The sequence below is a fragment of the Streptomyces sp. NPDC006207 genome, assembly GCF_040613835.1.
In the GTDB taxonomy this organism is placed as follows: domain Bacteria; phylum Actinomycetota; class Actinomycetes; order Streptomycetales; family Streptomycetaceae; genus Actinacidiphila.
On sequence record NZ_JBEXSX010000006.1, the window covers coordinates 12,237 to 28,045 of the forward strand.

A 15,809-nucleotide genomic window follows, 5' to 3' on the forward strand; every position below is an offset into this window, starting at 1 on the left:
ACTGTGAGAAGCGCGCCGACCATCCTCCACCTGGACATGGACGCGTTCTTCGCCGCCGTCGAGCAGGCCGCGAAGCCGAGTCTGCGGGGGAAGCCGGTCGTCGTGGGGGGTCTCGGGCCGCGCGGGGTGGTCGCGACCGCCTCGTACGAGGCCCGGGTACACGGGGTGCACTCGGCCATGGCGATGGCCCACGCGCGTCGGCTGTGCCCGAACGCGGCGTACCTCGTGCCGCGCTTCGCCGTCTACCGGCAGATCAGCGACATCGTCATGGAACTGCTGTCACGGCTGTCGCCGCTGGTCGAGCCGCTCAGCCTCGACGAGGCCTTCGTGGACCTGGAGGCGGGCGGGATCGCGGACGACCCGCGCGCGGTGGGGGAGCGGCTGCGGGCGGACATCCGGGCGGCCACCGGGGTCACCGGCTCGGTGGGGCTCGCGGGCTCCAAGCTGCTCGCCAAGATCGCCTCGGAGCAGGCCAAGCCCGACGGGCTGGTCGTCATCGAGCCCGGCACCGAGCGCGAGCTGCTGGCCCCCATGCAGGTGCGTACGCTGCCGGGCGTCGGGCCCGCGACGGCGGAGCACCTGAGGCGGGCCGGCATCCTCACGGTCGGCGAGGTCGTGGAGGCGGGGGAGGCCGAGCTGGTGCGGCTGCTCGGCAAGGCGCACGGCGCCCATGTGCACGGGATGGCCCTGGGGATCGACGAGCGGCCCGTGGTCGCCGACCGCGAGAGCAAGTCGGTCTCGGTCGAGGACACCTTCGACGTCGACCTCACCGACCGCGTCCGGGTCCGGCTCGAGGTGGACCGGCTGGCCGACCGCTGCGTGCGCAGGCTGCGCACGGCGGGCCGCTCGGGCCGCACGGTGGTGCTGAAGGTGCGGCGGTACGACTTCACGACGCTGACCCGATCGGAGACCCTGCGCGCCCCGACCGACGACCTCGCGGTGGTGCGGGAGACCGCGGCGCGGTTGCTGGAGGCCGTCGAGATCACCGGCGGCGTACGCCTGCTCGGGGTCGGTGTCGCGGGGCTCGCGGACTTCACGCAGGAGGACCTGTTCGCCCAGGCGGCCGAACGGGAGGAGGAGGCGGCGGGCGAGGAGTCCGCCCCGTCCGAGGGGGCTGACGGGCGGCCCGTGGAGGAAGCCCCGGAGCCGGAGCCGGCGGAGCGGCGCTGGGTGCCGGGCCAGGACGTGCGGCACACCGAGCACGGCGCGGGGTGGGTACAGGGCAGCGGGGTCGGGAGGGTCACCGTCCGCTTCGAGGAGCCGGGCTCGCCGGTGCCGGGGCGGGTGCGCACCTTCGCGGTGACCGACCCGGAACTCGAGCCATCCGAACCGCTCCCGCTGGTGTTACCGGGCCTGCGGGGGCTCCCGCGTCAGGCGTCGCCGGCCAGCTTGCCGAAGTCGTGGTCCGGCGGGGGCTCCGGCACCGGGCCGGACAGCGAAGGCCCGCTCATGCCGTAGTGGTGGTAGAGCTGCAGCTCCTGCTCGGGGGAGAGGTGCCGGCCCACGCCGAAGTCCGGGGCGTCCTTGATCAGTGCCTTGTCGAACGGCACGCGCAGCTCCTCCCCGGTGAACTCGCTCGGTTCCAGCGGCACGAAGGCGTCGCGGCTGAACAGGCCGGTGCGCACCGCGGCCCATTCGGGCTCTCCGGTGGCGTCGTCGAGGTACACCTCGTCGACCGTGCCGATCTTCATCCCGTTGCGGTCGAAGGCCCTGCGCCCGATGAGGCTGCGCGGATCGATACCGGTCTGCACGGTCCCTCCAACTGGTCGCGATTAATCCTATTTAGGCACGAAAGGTGGCGGCTGTCACATGACCCGTCCCCGGACCGCGCTGGTACGCTGACAGCGGCTGCTGACCCCTTGCGGGAGAGTCCTGGCGACGCGGGGAACCGTCCGCCGGGCGCCGAAGGAGCAAACCCTCCCCGGAATCTCTCAGGCATCCGTACCGCATGGGTGAGGTCACTCTGGAAAGCAGGAAGGGCGGCACACCGCGTGCGCGGCCGCTTCCTCACCGACGGTGAAAGCCGTCCCGGCACCTGCGGGACGGTGAAGCTCTCAGGTTCAGATGACAGAGGGGGAGGCCGTGTCGCGTCAGACCAGGAGGCCTCCGCAGATGACCGCCAACCGCATCCCACTCTCCGAGCTGGAGCGCGGCATCCCCTTCGAGCAGCGCCACATCGGGCCCGACGCCGGTGCGCAGGCCAAGATGCTCGCGCAGGTCGGCTACGGCTCGCTGGACGAGCTGACCGCCGCCGCCGTGCCGGACACCATCAAGAGCGCCGAGGCGCTCGGTCTGTCCGACGCCCGCACCGAGCCCGAGGTCCTCGCCGAGCTGCGCTCGCTCGCCGACCGCAACCAGGTGCTGCGCCCCATGATCGGCCTCGGCTACTACGGCACCTTCACCCCGCCGGTCATCCTGCGCAACGTCATGGAGAACCCCGCCTGGTACACGGCGTACACGCCCTACCAGCCGGAGATCTCCCAGGGCCGCCTGGAGGCCCTGCTGAACTTCCAGACGGTCGTCGCGGACCTCACCGGGCTGTCCACCTCCGGCGCCTCGCTGCTCGACGAGAGCACCGCGGCCGCCGAGGCCATGGCCCTGGCCCGCCGGGTCGGCAAGGTCAAGGACGGCGTCTTCCTGATCGACGCCGACACCTTCCCGCAGACCGTCGCCGTGATCGAGACCCGCGCCGAGCCGACCGGCGTCGAGGTCGTCGTCGCCGACCTCAGCGAGGGCATCCCGGCGGAGATCGCCGAGCGCGGCGTCTTCGGCGTGCTGCTGCAGTACCCGGGGGCCTCCGGTGCCGTGCGCGACCTCAAGCCGCTCGTGGAGCAGGCGCACGGGCTCGGCGCGATCGTCACCGTCGCCGCCGACCTGCTGGCCCTGACCGTTCTCACCTCCCCTGGCGAGCTCGGCGCGGACATCGCGGTCGGCACCACCCAGCGCTTCGGTGTGCCCATGGGCTTCGGCGGCCCGCACGCCGGTTACATGGCCGTCCGTGACGCGTACGCCCGCAGCCTCCCGGGCCGCCTTGTCGGCGTCTCCGTCGACGCCGACGGCGACAGGGCCTACCGTCTGGCCCTGCAGACCCGTGAGCAGCACATCCGCCGCGAGAAGGCCACCAGCAACATCTGCACCGCGCAGGTGCTGCTCGCCGTCATGGCCGGCATGTACGCGGTCTACCACGGCCCGGAGGGCCTGGCGCAGATCGCCCGCCGCACCCACCGCTACGCCTCGGTCCTCGCCGCGGGCCTGCGCGCCGGCGGTGTCGAGGTGACCACCGAAGCCTTCTTCGACACCGTCACCGCCCGCGTGCCCGGCCGTGCCGCCGAGGTCGTGGCCGCCGCCCGCGAGGCCGGCGTGAACCTGCGCCAGGTCGACGCCGACCTGGTCGGCATCGCCTGCGACGAGACCACCGGCCGCGCCGACCTCGCCGCGGTCTGGGACGCCTTCCGCGTCACCGGCGCCGACGTCGAGGCCCTGGACGCGACCACCGGGGACGCGCTGCCCGCCGGTCTGACCCGCGGCGTGGACTACCTGACCCACCCGGTCTTCCACCAGCACCGCTCCGAGACCGCGATGCTGCGCTACCTGCGCCGCCTCGCCGACCGCGACTACGCGCTGGACCGCGGCATGATCCCGCTGGGCTCCTGCACCATGAAGCTCAACGCGACCACCGAGATGGAGCCGGTCACCTGGCCCGAGTTCGGCGCGCTCCACCCCTTCGCGCCCGCCGACCAGGCCGAGGGCTACCTGACGCTCATCCGTGAGCTGGAGGAGCGCCTCGCCGAGGTCACCGGCTACGACAAGGTCAGCCTCCAGCCGAACGCCGGCTCCCAGGGTGAGCTCGCCGGCCTGCTGGCCGTCCGCGCGTACCACCGCGCCAACGGTGACGCCCAGCGCACCGTGTGCCTCATCCCGTCCTCCGCGCACGGCACCAACGCCGCCAGCGCCGTGATGGCCGGCATGAGGGTCGTCGTCGTGAAGACCGCGGGCGACGGCGAGGTCGACGTCGAGGACCTGCGCGCCAAGATCGAGCAGTACCGCGACGAGCTCGCCGTGCTCATGGTCACCTACCCCTCCACGCACGGCGTCTTCGAGGAGCACATCGGCGACATCTGCGCCGCGGTGCACGACGCGGGCGGCCAGGTCTACGTGGACGGCGCGAACCTCAACGCCCTGGTGGGCCTGGCGAAGCCCGGCCACTTCGGCGGCGACGTGTCGCACCTGAACCTGCACAAGACCTTCTGCATCCCGCACGGCGGCGGCGGCCCCGGCGTCGGTCCGGTCGCGGTCCGCGCCCACCTCGCCCCGTACCTGCCGAACCACCCGCTCCAGCCGTCCGCCGGCCCGGAGACGGGCGTCGGCCCGATCTCGGCCGCCCCCTGGGGCTCGGCCGGCATCCTGCCGATCTCCTGGGCGTACGTACGGCTCATGGGCGGCGAGGGCCTCAAGCGCGCCACCCAGGTGGCGGTGCTCAGCGCGAACTACGTGGCCAAGCGCCTGGAGCCGCACTTCCCGGTGCTCTACACGGGTCCCGGCGGTCTCGTCGCGCACGAGTGCATCATCGACCTGCGCCCGCTGACCAAGGAGACGGGCGTGACGGTCGACGACGTCGCCAAGCGCCTGATCGACTACGGCTTCCACGCGCCGACGATGTCGTTCCCGGTGGCCGGGACGCTGATGATCGAGCCGACGGAGAGCGAGGACCTCGCGGAGCTGGACCGCTTCTGCGACACGATGATCGCGATCCGCGCCGAGATCGAGCGGGTCGGCTCGGGGGAGTGGCCCGCGCAGGACAACCCGCTGCGCAACGCCCCGCACACGGCGGCGGCGCTGGGCGGCGACTGGGAGCACCCGTACTCCCGTGAGGAGGCGGTCTTCCCGTCCGGCGTGTCGGCCGCGGACAAGTACTGGCCGCCGGTCCGCCGCATCGACGGCGCCTTCGGCGACCGCAACCTGGTCTGCTCCTGCCCCCCGCTGGACGAGTACGACGCGTAAGGGCGCCTGACGCGCTCAAGGGTCGGCCCCGCTGCTCCAGCGGGGTCGGCCCTGTGTCGTTCCCGGCCCGGGTCAGGCCGCCGTGACGATGTGCTCGCTGCCGAGCGGGCGGTGCGGGGCGATGATCTGCCCGTCGGGGAGGAGCTCACCGGTGTCCTCGAAGAGCAGGACGCCGTTGCACAGCAGGCTCCAGCCCTGCTCGGGGTGGCTGGCCATGATGTGGGCGGCCTCGCGGTCGGGGCTGCCGGCGGACGGACAATGCGGCTGGTGCGGGCACATGGACGACGTCTTTCGCTGCGAGTGGTGTGAAGTACGGCTGCCTTGGGTAGGAACCTCAGTCATGCCGCTCCCCCGTTCAGTCGGTCGGTCCCAGTGTTGCTCTACTGAGGGATTTCCGCAGGGATTTCGCGTGAGCTGTCCTCGTTAGTTGGGGACGCATTCACTCTCGCGGGCGGTTGCCCGGACAATGCAACGCCTCCGTGACCGGACGGTCACGGAGGCGTGTGCGGGTCGCCCCAGCCGGGAGCCTCAGGCGGTGGTGCCGAGCAGGGGTGGCGGAGCCAGCCGCAGGGTGAGCACCGGCACCAGGTCGGAGAGCCGGTGCATGCGGTGCGCGGCGATCCCCGGCGGGGCCGGCGCCAGCGGGATCAGCAGGTCGGAAGGGGCCGGCTGGGCCGTGCCCGCGTCCGCTGTGACGTCCCCGTGCAGCCACAGCGTCAGCATGTAGAGCCCCGGTACCGAGAGCAGGTGCGGCTGGTAGGGGGTGGTGAGCGCGTCGGCCTGGCGCAGCGCGCGCTCGGTGGAGGCCAGGTAGGGGCCCTCGCAGAAGTGCGAGAACGCCCAGCCGTCCGGGGTGTCCACGGTCTCGCCCGCGGCGGCCACCTTGTCGCCGGTACGGATGTGGAAGCGCCAGCCGGTCAGTCGCGCCCGAGGCAGTCCTCCCGGTTCGGTGATCACGGGGTCGAGGACGTGCAGGGGGAGCGGATGCTCGGCGACCAGGGGCCCCGTGGCGTTGCGCAGTGAGGGGGTGCGGGCCTCACGGACGGCGGTGGGGGAGCTCAGGGCGGCGAGAACGCTCCGCAGGGCGGGAGCGGGGGCTGGGGCTACCTGCAGCGGCATGGTGGGCGGCCTCTCATGAGGAGACACGGGGGGTGTTCGGCGGGGCGCGGACAGCACTGTCAGCGATGGAGCAGACGAAGCGGCGGCAGGCCGGGACAGCCCGGATCCGCGGGGCGCGCGGGGGCGGCGACGTACGGAATCAGCGTGGGCATGCGGATCCCTTCCCGTGGCCGGATGCGTCGCGGGCGCGCGGCGGGTCGCGGAGGCTCTGCCTGTGAACGAAGGATATACGAGGAGTGTTCGCGCAGTGTTTCATCTAGCCGTCAGTGATATTACGGGCAAGGCGCTTCCAGGTCACCCTGGGCAGGTAATAGCTCCCCAATTGCGCCGTCGCCCACGCCGTGAACTGCGCTTTCCGCGTTACTGCGGATGGCTGAATCTCATCGGTGTTTTTCACGACACTGCCGCCGACGGCATGTGAATTCCGTCCATGCCCGCGGAATGTGCCGCGAGACGGTGCTCGTGGCCAGCTTAGCGGCTCAGCGCAGGCGCCGGGGGCCTTATCGATCTCAGGGCTGGGCATGATGTGATCACGGCCCACTCGAGGAAGGACCTCCGATGGGGGAAAAGGTCGCGGCCACGGGGTTCGACCTGGCCGACCGCCAGCGCTACCGCAGGAAGCTGAAGCAGTGCCTGCTGGGGTTGGAGCGACTGCTGGAGGAGAAGCGATTCGACCGCCCCCGCAATCTGATGGGGCTGGAGATCGAACTCAATCTCACCGACCGCGACGGGCTGCCGCGCATGATGAACGAGGAGGTCCTCGAGCGCATCGCGAGCCGTGATTTCCAGACCGAGCTCGCACAGTTCAACATTGAAGTGAACATCGCCCCGCACCGGCTTTCCGGCCGGGTCCTGGACCGGCTCGCAGAAGAGTTGCGCATGGGCCTGGGATATGCCGAGGGAAAGGCCCGCGAGGTCGGCGCCCGCATCGTGATGGTGGGAATCCTGCCCACCCTCGGCGCGCAGGACCTGGTCGGTGCCAACCTCTCCCGCGTCGACCGCTACATGCTGCTCAACGACCGCATCCTCGCCGCCCGCGGCGAGGACATCACCCTGGACATCTCGGGGGTGGAGCGGCTGACCTGCGTCTCCGGCTCGATCGCCCCGGAGGCCGCGTGCACCTCGATGCAGATGCACCTGCAGGTCACCCCCGCGCGGTTCGCCGCGGTGTGGAACGCAGCGCAGGTGGTGGCCGGCCCACAGGTCGCGCTCGGCGCCAACTCGCCTTTCTTGTTCGGCCGTGAGCTGTGGCGGGAGACCCGCCCCACGCTGTTCCAGCAGGCCACCGACACCCGCCCCGAGGAGCACCGGGCCCAGGGCGTGCGCCCGCTGACCTGGTTCGGCGAGCGCTGGATCGACTCCGCGTACGACCTCTTCGCCGAGAACGTGCGCTACTTCCCCTCCCTGCTGCCCATATGTGAGGACGAGGACCCGCTGCACGTGCTCGACGAGGGCGGGGTGCCGCAGCTGAAGGAACTCACCCTGCACAACGGCACGATCTACCGGTGGAACCGCCCGGTGTACGCGGTCGTCGACGGCGTGCCGCACCTGCGGGTGGAGAACCGCGTGATGCCCGCCGGGCCCACCGTCGCCGACGTGCTCGCCAACACCGCCTTCTACTACGGGCTCGTCCGCTCCCTCGCCGAGGCGTCGCGCCCGGTGTGGAGCAGGCTGCCGTTCGCCGCCGCCGCGGCGAACTTCGACGCCGCGTGCCGGTACGGCATCGACGCGGTGTTCACCTGGCCCCGGCCGGGACGCGGCAACGGCCTCGTGGAGATCGGGGCCGTCGAACTCGTCCTGGACGAACTGCTCCCGATGGCGGCCGCCGGACTGGACGCGTGGGGCATCGACCCGGTGGACCGGGACCACTACCTCGGCATCATCGAGGGCCGCTGCCGCAAGCGCACGAACGGCGCCGAGTGGCAGGCCGTCGCCTTCCACCAGGAGCTGGACCGCGGACTGGACCGGCAGCGGGCGCTGGCCGCGATGACCCTGCGCTACTGCGAGCTGATGCACACCGGCGCCCCCGTGCACGAGTGGCCCCTGGAACGCTGAGCCGCCGCCCGTGCCGCCCCGCCGATGAGGCAGGATGGCGCGGGTGGAGGCATCTGTGGACAGGAACGCGGCGGAGCCGGGCGGGTCCGGGGCCGGGTCGGTGGAGCGGCTCGGCCCGCGCGCGCTGCGCAGCGAGACCCTGCTGGTGCTCGCGCTGTCGCTCGGGGCGAGCGCGCTCGCGGCGCTGATCAGCTTCATCGGTTCGCTGACCAAGCCCGGCGGGCTCAAGGACCAGGCGGCCACCCTCGTCGGCTCGCAGGCGCCGGGCCGTCCGTGGCTGGACCTGGCCTGGCAGCTGTTCGGTGTCGCCACCGCGCTCGTCCCGGTCGCGCTCGTCGCCCACCTGCTGGCCCGCGAGGGCACGGGTATGCCGGCCATCGGCTTCGACCTGCGCCGCCCGCGGACCGACCTGCTGCGCGGCGCCGCGGTGGCCGCGGCCATCGGCGGCACCGGGCTGCTGTTCTACCTGGGCGCGCGCGCCTCCGGGTTCAACCTGACGGTCGTGCCGGAGTCGCTGCCCGACGTCTGGTGGAAGATCCCCGTGCTGATCGCCTCCGCGGTCCAGAACGCGGTGCTCGAGGAGGTCGTCGTCGTCGGCTACCTGCTGCGCAGACTGGGCCAGTTGGGCTGGACACCGGTCGGCGCGCTGGTGGCCAGCAGCGTGCTGCGCGGCTCCTACCACCTCTACCAGGGCATCGGCGGGCTCATCGGGAACATGGCGATGGGCGTCGTCTTCGTCCTGCTCTACCGGCGCTGGGGCCGGGTGGGGCCGCTGGTGGCGGCCCACGCGCTGATCGACATCGTGGCCTTCGTGGGCTACGCGCTGCTCGCCGGGAAGGTCGGCTGGCTGCCGACCGCGTGAGGCCCCTCTACGGGTGGGCGTGCAGCTCGCCGTCGATCACGGTGACGGCACGGCCGCTGAGCCGCACGCGGTCACCGCGCAGCACCGTCCGCACCAGGCCCGAACGCGCCGAGGCCTGCAACCCGGTGAGCTCGTCGCGGCCCAGACGCCGCGACCAGAACGGCGCCAGGGCGGTGTGGGCGCTGCCGGTCACCGGGTCCTCGTCGATGCCGACGGCGGGGAAGAAGCCGCGCGAGACGAAGTCGTAGCCGGTCGTCGCCGGGGACTCGGCGGCGGCCGTGACGATGAGCCCGCGCTTGGACGGCAGCGCGGCGACGGCGGCGACATCGGGGGTGAGCGCCCGCACGGTCTTCTCGTCGACGACCTCCACCAGCAGGTCGCCCACGTCGTCGCCGGTCTCGTGCACCGACAGCACGTCGGCGCCGATCGCGGCGCCGATGTCGTCGGTGACGACGACCGAGGTCAGCGGGGCTACGGGGAAGTCCATGGTGATGGTGCCGTCGTCGTCGGCCGTCGTCGTGAGGATGCCGCAGCGGGCGCCGAACCGCACCGGACCGCGGGCGGCGCCCGTGCTGTGGAGGATGTGCGCGGTGGCGAGGGTGGCGTGCCCGCACATGTTCACCTCGGCTTTGGGGGTGAACCAGCGCAGGGCCCAGTCCGCGTCCTGGGCGCCCGGCGTGGGGTGGGCGAAGGCGGTCTCGGAGAGGTTGACCTCGGCGGCCACCCGCTGGAGCCAGCCGTCGTCGGGGAAGGCGTCGGCGTCCAGCAGCAGGACGCCCGCGGGATTGCCGGCGAAGGGGCGGTCGGTGAAGGCGTCGACGATACGAATCCGCATGCCCGCGAGCGTACGGAGGCCCGGGCGCCACCGGCCAGGGCCAATCGAGGGGTTGTGGCCCGAGCCATGGGTGCCGCAGTCGCTCCCGCGCCCCAACCGGCACCGGACCCGGCCCACTTGAGGGGCGCCAAGCCCGTGCGGGCCGGGTTCGCCGTCAGGCGGGCGGAGCGTCGTCGCCGGGCAGCGTGCGGACCAGGGCGCCGTGCGCGTCGAGCACGGCCCGGCACTGCGCGCGTTCCGGGTGATCGCCGTCCGGCCCCCGGAGGAGCACCGCGCGCTCGTTCCCCGGGTCGACGGGCCGGGCGAGCCCGGCCGCGACGGCGACGAGGTCGACCAGCGCGGACCTCACCGGGACCTCCGGGTCCGCGGCAAGACGGATCACGAACGGCAGGGCGGCCGCCATCGCGGCGCCCATCCGCACGACACCGTCCATCAGGACGTTGGTGAGCACCCGCGCGGCCTCGGGGGCGGCACTTTCGTCGAGCAGCGCGTGGAGGACGGCCGGGAGTCCGCCGGGGCAGCCGGGGAAGCCGGCCCACGGCACTTCGGCGCAGCCGCGCAGCGCGGGATGCGCCGCACCGTCCCCGCCCGCGTCCGGATGGTCGCGGAGGAACCGGGCCACCATGGCCTCCTTGGCCGCGGTGTCGATCACGCCCATGGTCGTCCGCCCTCCGGCCACGTCGCGCGGGGTCACCATTGTGACCTGGCCGCACCGGGTGCAGGGCGACGGGCTGCGGGTGCGCGACCGTGCTCTCGAGGGGCTGGACGGCACATCGGTCGTCCGCGCGGTGCCCGGTCGCCGTGGGGCGTCCGGGCACCGGTCGGTCATGCCGCCGGGGGCGGCGGCGGTGCGAGCAGCGTTCCGAAGACCGTTTCGAAGAAGTCGTCGAAGGCCTCGCCCGAGCGGCCGGAACGCGCGGCGATCAGCGTGCCCTCCCAGGTGTTGAGGATGAACCGGGCCGTCCGCTCCGTGTCGAGGTCCGCCCGCAGCTCGCCGGCCTGCTGTGCCTCGGCGAGCGCGCCGGAGATCGACGAGGCCCACTGGCCGAGGGACGCACGGACCCCCGCGCGGATCGTCTCGCTGTGGTCGGCGATCTCGGCGCCGAAGTTGCCGATCATGCAGCCCCGGGTGAAGTCCGCGTCCACGGTCTCGTCGCGCAGGAACTCGAAGTGCGCGCGCAGCCGCGCCAGCGGCGCGGTGCCGGGTTCCGACAGTTCGTGCGTCCGCCGGCCCGCGCCGTAGCGGTCGAGCGCGACGAGGGCCAGCGACTCCTTGCTGTCGAAGTGGTTGTAGAACGACCCCTTCGGAACGCCGGCCGCGTCCGTGATGTCCTTCACCCCTGCGGCGTTGTACCCCTTCGCGTGGAACTGTGCGACCGCCGCGTCGACGATCGCCTCGCGCATGCTCTGCCGGGCCATGGTGCCACCTCCGCACCGCAATATGGCCAGTCGTCTCTGATCTGTCAAAAATACACCCGGCAGGGCACGGCCCGCCGGGTCAGGCCGCCGCGTCCAGGACCACCCGGAAGCGGGCCTTGCCGGACATCATGCGCTCGTAGGCCTCGGGCGCCCGCGACAGCGGCATCGTCTCGACCATCGGGCGGATGCCGGAGCGCGAGCTGAACTCGAGGTTGTCCTCGTTCTCGATCGCGGAGCCGGTCAGGCTCCCGCTGATGGTGCGCGAACCGAGGACGAGGTCGGTCGTGGCGACGGAGACCGGGTCCATGGAGACGCCGACCACGACCATGTGCCCGCGCGGGGCGAGTCCGGGAACCAGCGGCGTCATCGACGTGCCGTTCGCCGCGGTGGCGACGATGGCGTCCGCGCCGCCCAGCTTGCGCAGTTCGGCTCCGGGGTCCTGTGCCGCGCTGTCGATGTAGTGGCTCGCGCCGAGTTCGAGGGCGAGCTTCTCCTTCTCCTGGCCGCGGGCGATGGCCGCGACGCGGTAGCCGAGCCGGGCGGCGTACTGGAGGCCCAGGTGGCCGAGGCCGCCGATGCCCTGGACCGCGACGAGCGCGCCGGGGCGGGCGTCCAGCCGGCGCAGGGCGCTGAAGGTCGTGAGTCCGGCGCACAGCAGCGGGGCGGCGAGGGTGGGGGAGAGCTCGTCCGGCACCCGGACCAGGCCGCTGCTGCGGGTGACGAGGACCTCGGCGTAACCGCCGTCGGTGGTGGTGCCGGTCTGCGGCTGGTCGGTGCAGTTGACGAAGTCCCCGCGTCGGCAGGACGTGCACTCGCCGCAGTGACCGCCCAGGAAGCCGACGCCCACCCGGTCGCCGACGCGCCAGGCGCTCACGCCCTCGCCGACGGCGTCGATGACGCCGACGACCTCGTGGCCGGGGACGACCGGCTGCGACGGGTCGGCCCGCAGGCCCTCCACGGCGAGCGCGTCGGAGTGGCAGACGCCGCAGGTCTCCACCCTCAGCCGCACGTGCCCGGCGGGCGGGGCGACGACCTCGCGGGTGACGAGTTCGAAGTTGCGGGCGCCTGTGACCTCGAATGCGCGGTACGTGGACATGGTTCTCCTCGACGGGTCGACCGGTGGGGTGGGGGTGGCCGGGGGCGGGCGCCGCCGCGAGGGCGGCGCCGCCGGGCCGCGGCGCAGGCCGCGCCCGTCACGCCGGAGCGACGGGCGGGCCTGCACCGAAGAACCAATATGACCGGTCGTCTCACATGCGTCAAGCGTGGCCGCCGGCTCCGGCCGCACCCCGGGTGCGACGGCGCCGGCCCGCTCCCGACGGTGGTCGGGGCGGGCCGGCGTGGTGGCGATGGGGGCGGGGCGGTCAGACGACCTGGGCGAAGCAGGCGACGCTCACGGCTGCCGCGAGCACCGTCAGGGATGCCGCCAGGAGCGGCTTGGGGATGCGCACGGGGGAGACCTCCGTTGCTCGGCCGGCGGAGCCGGTGGGGTTCACAGGCAGTAGCGGACGAGCCAGTCGTCGGCGGTGTACACGTCCCGGGCCGGGTCGGGTGCCGTGGCCGGGCTCTCCTGGACCATCTGTTCGGGCCGGACGCGCTCCGGCAGCTTGCCGAACCGGGCCCTGCGCGCCGCCGCGGCGGCATCGGGGGTCTTGTGTTGCGTGGGCGGCATCGCGTCGTCTCCTCCGCCGAAGGGTGTCGTTCCCGTTGACGATGTCCCCCATTTCGTCACCTGTCAAGGAAGTGATTCACCTCACGGGTCGCGGGGTGGGCGGCAAGGGGACGTAGTGCGTCACCTGTTTGACAGGTGATGAAAGGTTCTGCGACAGTCGCACCACCCGGACAGGTGATCCGCTGGGCCGACCGGCCCGGGACGCGCGAGAGAGGCATGATCGTGACCGAGACGCACTACACCGCCGTCGTCACCGCCACCGGCGAGGGCCGCAACGGAGGCCGGGCGGCGTCCAGCGACGGGCACCTGGACCTGACCCTCGCCGTCCCGGAGGAGTTCGGCGGCAACGGCGGGGCGACCAACCCCGAGCAGTTGCTCGCCGCGGGATGGGCCTCGTGCTTCCTGGGCGCGGTGAAGATCACCGCGGCGCAGCGCAAGGTGCGCGTGCCCGACGTGGCCGTCGTCGCCGAGGTCACCCTCCACCACCGGCACGAACAGGGCGACTACGGCCTGAGCGCCGTGCTGCACCTGGAGGTCGGCGGCGTGGACCAGAAGACCGCCGACGAACTCGGTGCGGGCGCCCACCAGATCTGCCCCTACTCCAAGGCGCTCGCCATCCCGGTGACCGTCGAGGCCACCGTCGTCTGACGCCGTACCCGCCGCCGCCCACCCGCGGCGGCACCGTCCGTCCGCGTCGTGCCGGGGCCACGGGCCCCGGCACGACGCCGTTCCCCCCGGGGCCGTCCGTGAGGGCTCCGTCCGGAGGTCGTCTTGCTCACGCTGCTGCTCATCGGACTGGTCGGCGGATTCGTCACCGCCGTCTCCCCGTGCGTGCTCCCCGTCCTGCCCCTGGTCTTCCTCTCGGGAGGGGTCCCGGCGTCCGGGCAGGCGGCCGAACCGGCGCGCAGGAGCCGGCCGTACGCGGTGATGGCCGGGCTGGTCGTCAGCTTCAGCCTCATCACGCTGTTCGGCACCCTCGTGCTCGGTGCCCTGCCGGTGCCCCCGGACATCCTGCGGTGGGTGGGACTCGGGGTGCTTCTCCTGCTCGGCGTGGCCATGATGTTCCCCGCGGTGCAGGACCTGCTGGAGCGCCCGTTCGCACGTATCGGGCAGCGGCGGGTCGGTGGCGGACGCGGCGGCTTCCTCCTGGGACTCGTTCTCGGCACGGTCTACGTGCCCTGCGCCGGGCCCGTCCTGGCGGCGATCGCCGTCGCCGGCGCCACGCACCGGATCGGCGCGGGGACGGTCGTGCTCGCCGTCGCCTTCGCCGTCGGCACGGCGGTGCCGCTGCTCTTCTTCGCGCTCGCAGGCCGCAGGGTCGGCGAGCGGGTGCGCGCGTTCCGCGAACGGCAGCGGGGGGTGCGGTTCGCCGCCGGACTGACCTTCGTCGTCCTGGCCTTCGGCCTCACCTTCAACCTCACCGACGTCGTGCAGCGTGCCGTCCCCGACTACACCTCGCGCATCAACGACGCGATCGCCGGCCCCGGGCTCCCCGGTGGGCACGGCCCGTCCGGCTCACGGGAGCTGCGCTCCTGCGCGGAGGAACCGGCCTCCGTCCTCCTGGACTGCGGCGCGGCGCCGGAGATCTCGGGGATCCAGCAGTGGCTCAACACCCCGGGGAACGCACCGCTGACGAAGGAGTCACTGGCCGGCAAGGTCGTCCTCGTCGACTTCTGGGCCTACTCCTGCATCAACTGCCAGCGCGCCATCGAGCACGTCGACGCCTGGTACGGGAACTACCGGTCCGACGGCCTCGTGGTGATCGGCGTGCACACCCCCGAGTACGCCTTCGAGCGCGTCCCCGGCAACGTCGCGGCGGGCGCCCGGCGGCTCGGCGTCGACTACCCGGTGGCCCTGGACAACTCCTATGCGACCTGGGACAACTTCGGCAACCAGGCCTGGCCCACCCAGTACCTGATCGACGCCCGGGGCAGGGTCCGGCACGTCGCCGTGGGCGAGGGCGGTTACGGCGGCACCGAGTCGCTGATCCGGCGGCTGCTCACCGACGCGCGCCCCGGCACCGCGCTGCCGCCCCCCACCGACGTACCCGACGACACCCCGACCGACGGGAGGCAGACCCCGGAGATCCCGCTGGGGGCGGGCCGCAGCGCGGCGGTGGTGAACGGACCCGTGGCCACGGGGACCGGTGAGTTCCGCCGCCCGGAGACGCTCCTGCCGGGACAGGCCGCCCTGACCGGGGCCTGGGACGCCGGCGAGGAGGCGATCACCAGCGGGCGGAACGCCGGGATCACCCTGGACTTCTTCGCCCGCGACGTCTACCTCGACGTCGGCGGCACGGGAACCGTCACCGCGACCCTGGACGGGAGGACCAGCACCTTCACCGTCTCCGGCGCCCCCGGCATCCACCGTGTGGTGACCGGGAGTTCGTCCCGGCAGGGCGTCCTGACGCTGAAGCTCTCGCCCGGACTCAGCGCCTACTCCTTCACCTTCGGCTGATCGCACGGCTGCCGGCCGGCCCTACCGCCCTCGTCCGCCCCGCGGCCGGGGGCGGTGGCCTGCTTCCCGGGGGTTCCTGCCAGGCCACCGCGAACGCCGTGCCTGCGCACCGCGCCACCGCGACGGGTGGGCGCCGATGACAGCGGACCCTGGCGGGGGACGGCGAGGTGCGGGCGGTGGGTGCCGACGACGGCCGTGTCCGTGCCGCTGTCGGGACCCGAGGGGGACTCGCCAACGGCCGCGCGGAGGAGGGTTACGCCGGGTACGGCCTCGCCCGCGAGCCGGATGCAGCCGGCGGTGTCCTGGCCGATGAGGGAGCGGAAAGGGGCGGACCGGGTCGCCCGGCTCCGAGGGTGCCGTGCTCCCGATCCGCCCCGAACCGATCTCCGTGA

15 protein-coding genes and 1 riboswitch are annotated in these 15,809 nt (G+C 72.9%); of the genes, 6 read left to right on the plus strand and 9 right to left on the minus strand.

What is annotated here, in order from left to right; translation table 11 throughout:
• Positions 1-3: 3 nt before the first annotated feature.
• The gene (locus ABZ312_RS06110) at positions 4-1,458 is read left to right on the plus strand and encodes a DNA polymerase IV (RefSeq protein ID WP_500360027.1); all 1,455 of its coding nucleotides are present in this window, start codon (positions 4-6) and stop codon (positions 1,456-1,458) included.
• Here the strand turns inward: ABZ312_RS06110 and ABZ312_RS06115 are convergent.
• Complete coding sequence (locus tag ABZ312_RS06115) at positions 1,371-1,751, minus strand: PRC-barrel domain-containing protein (protein WP_499510563.1); 381 nt, start codon at positions 1,749-1,751, stop codon at positions 1,371-1,373. The two genes, ABZ312_RS06110 and ABZ312_RS06115, sit on opposite strands and share 88 nt — an antisense overlap.
• A 101-nt stretch (positions 1,752-1,852) precedes the next feature.
• A riboswitch (glycine riboswitch) is annotated at positions 1,853-1,957 on the plus strand.
• A 155-nt stretch (positions 1,958-2,112) separates the two neighbouring features.
• On the opposite strand from ABZ312_RS06115, the gene gcvP reads away from it, so the two are divergent.
• The gene (gcvP, locus tag ABZ312_RS06120; RefSeq protein WP_500360026.1) at positions 2,113-5,001 is read left to right on the plus strand and encodes an aminomethyl-transferring glycine dehydrogenase; all 2,889 of its coding nucleotides are present in this window, start codon (positions 2,113-2,115) and stop codon (positions 4,999-5,001) included.
• Positions 5,002-5,073: 72 nt separating this feature from the next.
• Here gcvP and ABZ312_RS06125 read toward each other — a convergent pair whose 3' ends face one another.
• The gene (locus tag ABZ312_RS06125) at positions 5,074-5,280 is read right to left on the minus strand and encodes a DUF5999 family protein (protein WP_319139728.1); all 207 of its coding nucleotides are present in this window, start codon (positions 5,278-5,280) and stop codon (positions 5,074-5,076) included.
• Between the two features lie 249 nt (positions 5,281-5,529).
• Positions 5,530-6,120 carry a hypothetical protein gene (locus tag ABZ312_RS06130; protein ID WP_499510561.1) on the minus strand — a complete coding sequence of 197 codons (591 nt, stop codon included), beginning with the start codon at positions 6,118-6,120 and terminating at the stop codon, positions 5,530-5,532.
• 558 nt (positions 6,121-6,678) lie between these two features.
• Between ABZ312_RS06130 and ABZ312_RS06135 the strand changes: the two genes are divergently transcribed.
• Positions 6,679-8,175 carry a glutamate-cysteine ligase family protein gene (locus tag ABZ312_RS06135; RefSeq protein ID WP_500325234.1) on the plus strand — a complete coding sequence of 499 codons (1,497 nt, stop codon included), beginning with the start codon at positions 6,679-6,681 and terminating at the stop codon, positions 8,173-8,175.
• Positions 8,176-8,209: 34 nt separating this feature from the next.
• Positions 8,210-9,037 carry a CPBP family intramembrane glutamic endopeptidase gene (locus ABZ312_RS06140; protein WP_500436607.1) on the plus strand — a complete coding sequence of 276 codons (828 nt, stop codon included), beginning with the start codon at positions 8,210-8,212 and terminating at the stop codon, positions 9,035-9,037.
• 7 nt (positions 9,038-9,044) lie between these two features.
• Here ABZ312_RS06140 and ABZ312_RS06145 read toward each other — a convergent pair whose 3' ends face one another.
• From ABZ312_RS06145 to ABZ312_RS06170, 6 genes are all read right to left on the minus strand, one after another.
• Positions 9,045-9,872, minus strand: coding sequence for a PhzF family phenazine biosynthesis protein (locus ABZ312_RS06145; RefSeq protein ID WP_500325230.1), 828 nt, complete (start codon positions 9,870-9,872; stop codon positions 9,045-9,047).
• A 154-nt stretch (positions 9,873-10,026) separates the two neighbouring features.
• A complete protein-coding gene (locus tag ABZ312_RS06150) occupies positions 10,027-10,530 on the minus strand; it encodes a hypothetical protein (protein WP_500325228.1) in 504 nt (167 codons plus the stop codon).
• 167 nt (positions 10,531-10,697) lie between these two features.
• On the minus strand, positions 10,698-11,291 hold the full coding sequence (locus ABZ312_RS06155) for a TetR/AcrR family transcriptional regulator (RefSeq protein WP_500325226.1): 594 nt from the start codon (positions 11,289-11,291) through the stop codon (positions 10,698-10,700).
• A gap of 79 nt (positions 11,292-11,370) precedes the next feature.
• Positions 11,371-12,387, minus strand: coding sequence for an alcohol dehydrogenase catalytic domain-containing protein (locus ABZ312_RS06160; protein ID WP_500325225.1), 1,017 nt, complete (start codon positions 12,385-12,387; stop codon positions 11,371-11,373).
• 265 nt (positions 12,388-12,652) lie between these two features.
• Positions 12,653-12,784, minus strand: coding sequence for a hypothetical protein (locus ABZ312_RS06165; RefSeq protein ID WP_500325223.1), 132 nt, complete (start codon positions 12,782-12,784; stop codon positions 12,653-12,655).
• Positions 12,781-12,960 (minus strand): hypothetical protein, encoded by a 180-nt coding sequence (locus tag ABZ312_RS06170; RefSeq protein ID WP_500325221.1) that lies wholly within the window; start codon positions 12,958-12,960, stop codon positions 12,781-12,783. The genes ABZ312_RS06165 and ABZ312_RS06170 overlap by 4 nt, the downstream gene beginning before the upstream one ends.
• Before the next feature lie 216 nt (positions 12,961-13,176).
• On the opposite strand from ABZ312_RS06170, the gene ABZ312_RS06175 reads away from it, so the two are divergent.
• Together ABZ312_RS06175 and ABZ312_RS06180 are read left to right on the plus strand one after the other, a co-directional pair.
• Positions 13,177-13,608, plus strand: coding sequence for an Ohr family peroxiredoxin (locus ABZ312_RS06175; RefSeq protein ID WP_500325219.1), 432 nt, complete (start codon positions 13,177-13,179; stop codon positions 13,606-13,608).
• A 123-nt stretch (positions 13,609-13,731) separates the two neighbouring features.
• Positions 13,732-15,417, plus strand: a complete 1,686-nt coding sequence (locus tag ABZ312_RS06180) for a cytochrome c biogenesis protein DipZ (protein WP_500325217.1) — start codon at positions 13,732-13,734, stop codon at positions 15,415-15,417.
• Positions 15,418-15,809: the final 392 nt, after the last annotated feature.

Bases quoted from the DNA above. Each gene is read 5' to 3' on its own strand.
- ABZ312_RS06130 (WP_499510561.1), bottom strand. From the start codon at position 6,120: ATGCCGCTGCAGGTAGCCCCAGCCCCCGCTCCCGCCCTGCGGAGCGTT.
- ABZ312_RS06170 (WP_500325221.1), bottom strand. From the start codon at position 12,960: ATGCCGCCCACGCAACACAAGACCCCCGATGCCGCCGCGGCGGCGCGC.
- gcvP (WP_500360026.1), top strand. From the start codon at position 2,113: ATGACCGCCAACCGCATCCCACTCTCCGAGCTGGAGCGCGGCATCCCC.
- ABZ312_RS06140 (WP_500436607.1), top strand. From the start codon at position 8,210: ATGGCGCGGGTGGAGGCATCTGTGGACAGGAACGCGGCGGAGCCGGGC.
- ABZ312_RS06135 (WP_500325234.1), top strand. From the start codon at position 6,679: ATGGGGGAAAAGGTCGCGGCCACGGGGTTCGACCTGGCCGACCGCCAG.
- ABZ312_RS06160 (WP_500325225.1), bottom strand. From the start codon at position 12,387: ATGTCCACGTACCGCGCATTCGAGGTCACAGGCGCCCGCAACTTCGAA.
- ABZ312_RS06150 (WP_500325228.1), bottom strand. From the start codon at position 10,530: ATGGGCGTGATCGACACCGCGGCCAAGGAGGCCATGGTGGCCCGGTTC.
- ABZ312_RS06175 (WP_500325219.1), top strand. From the start codon at position 13,177: ATGATCGTGACCGAGACGCACTACACCGCCGTCGTCACCGCCACCGGC.
- ABZ312_RS06145 (WP_500325230.1), bottom strand. From the start codon at position 9,872: ATGCGGATTCGTATCGTCGACGCCTTCACCGACCGCCCCTTCGCCGGC.
- ABZ312_RS06155 (WP_500325226.1), bottom strand. From the start codon at position 11,291: ATGGCCCGGCAGAGCATGCGCGAGGCGATCGTCGACGCGGCGGTCGCA.
- ABZ312_RS06125 (WP_319139728.1), bottom strand. From the start codon at position 5,280: ATGTGCCCGCACCAGCCGCATTGTCCGTCCGCCGGCAGCCCCGACCGC.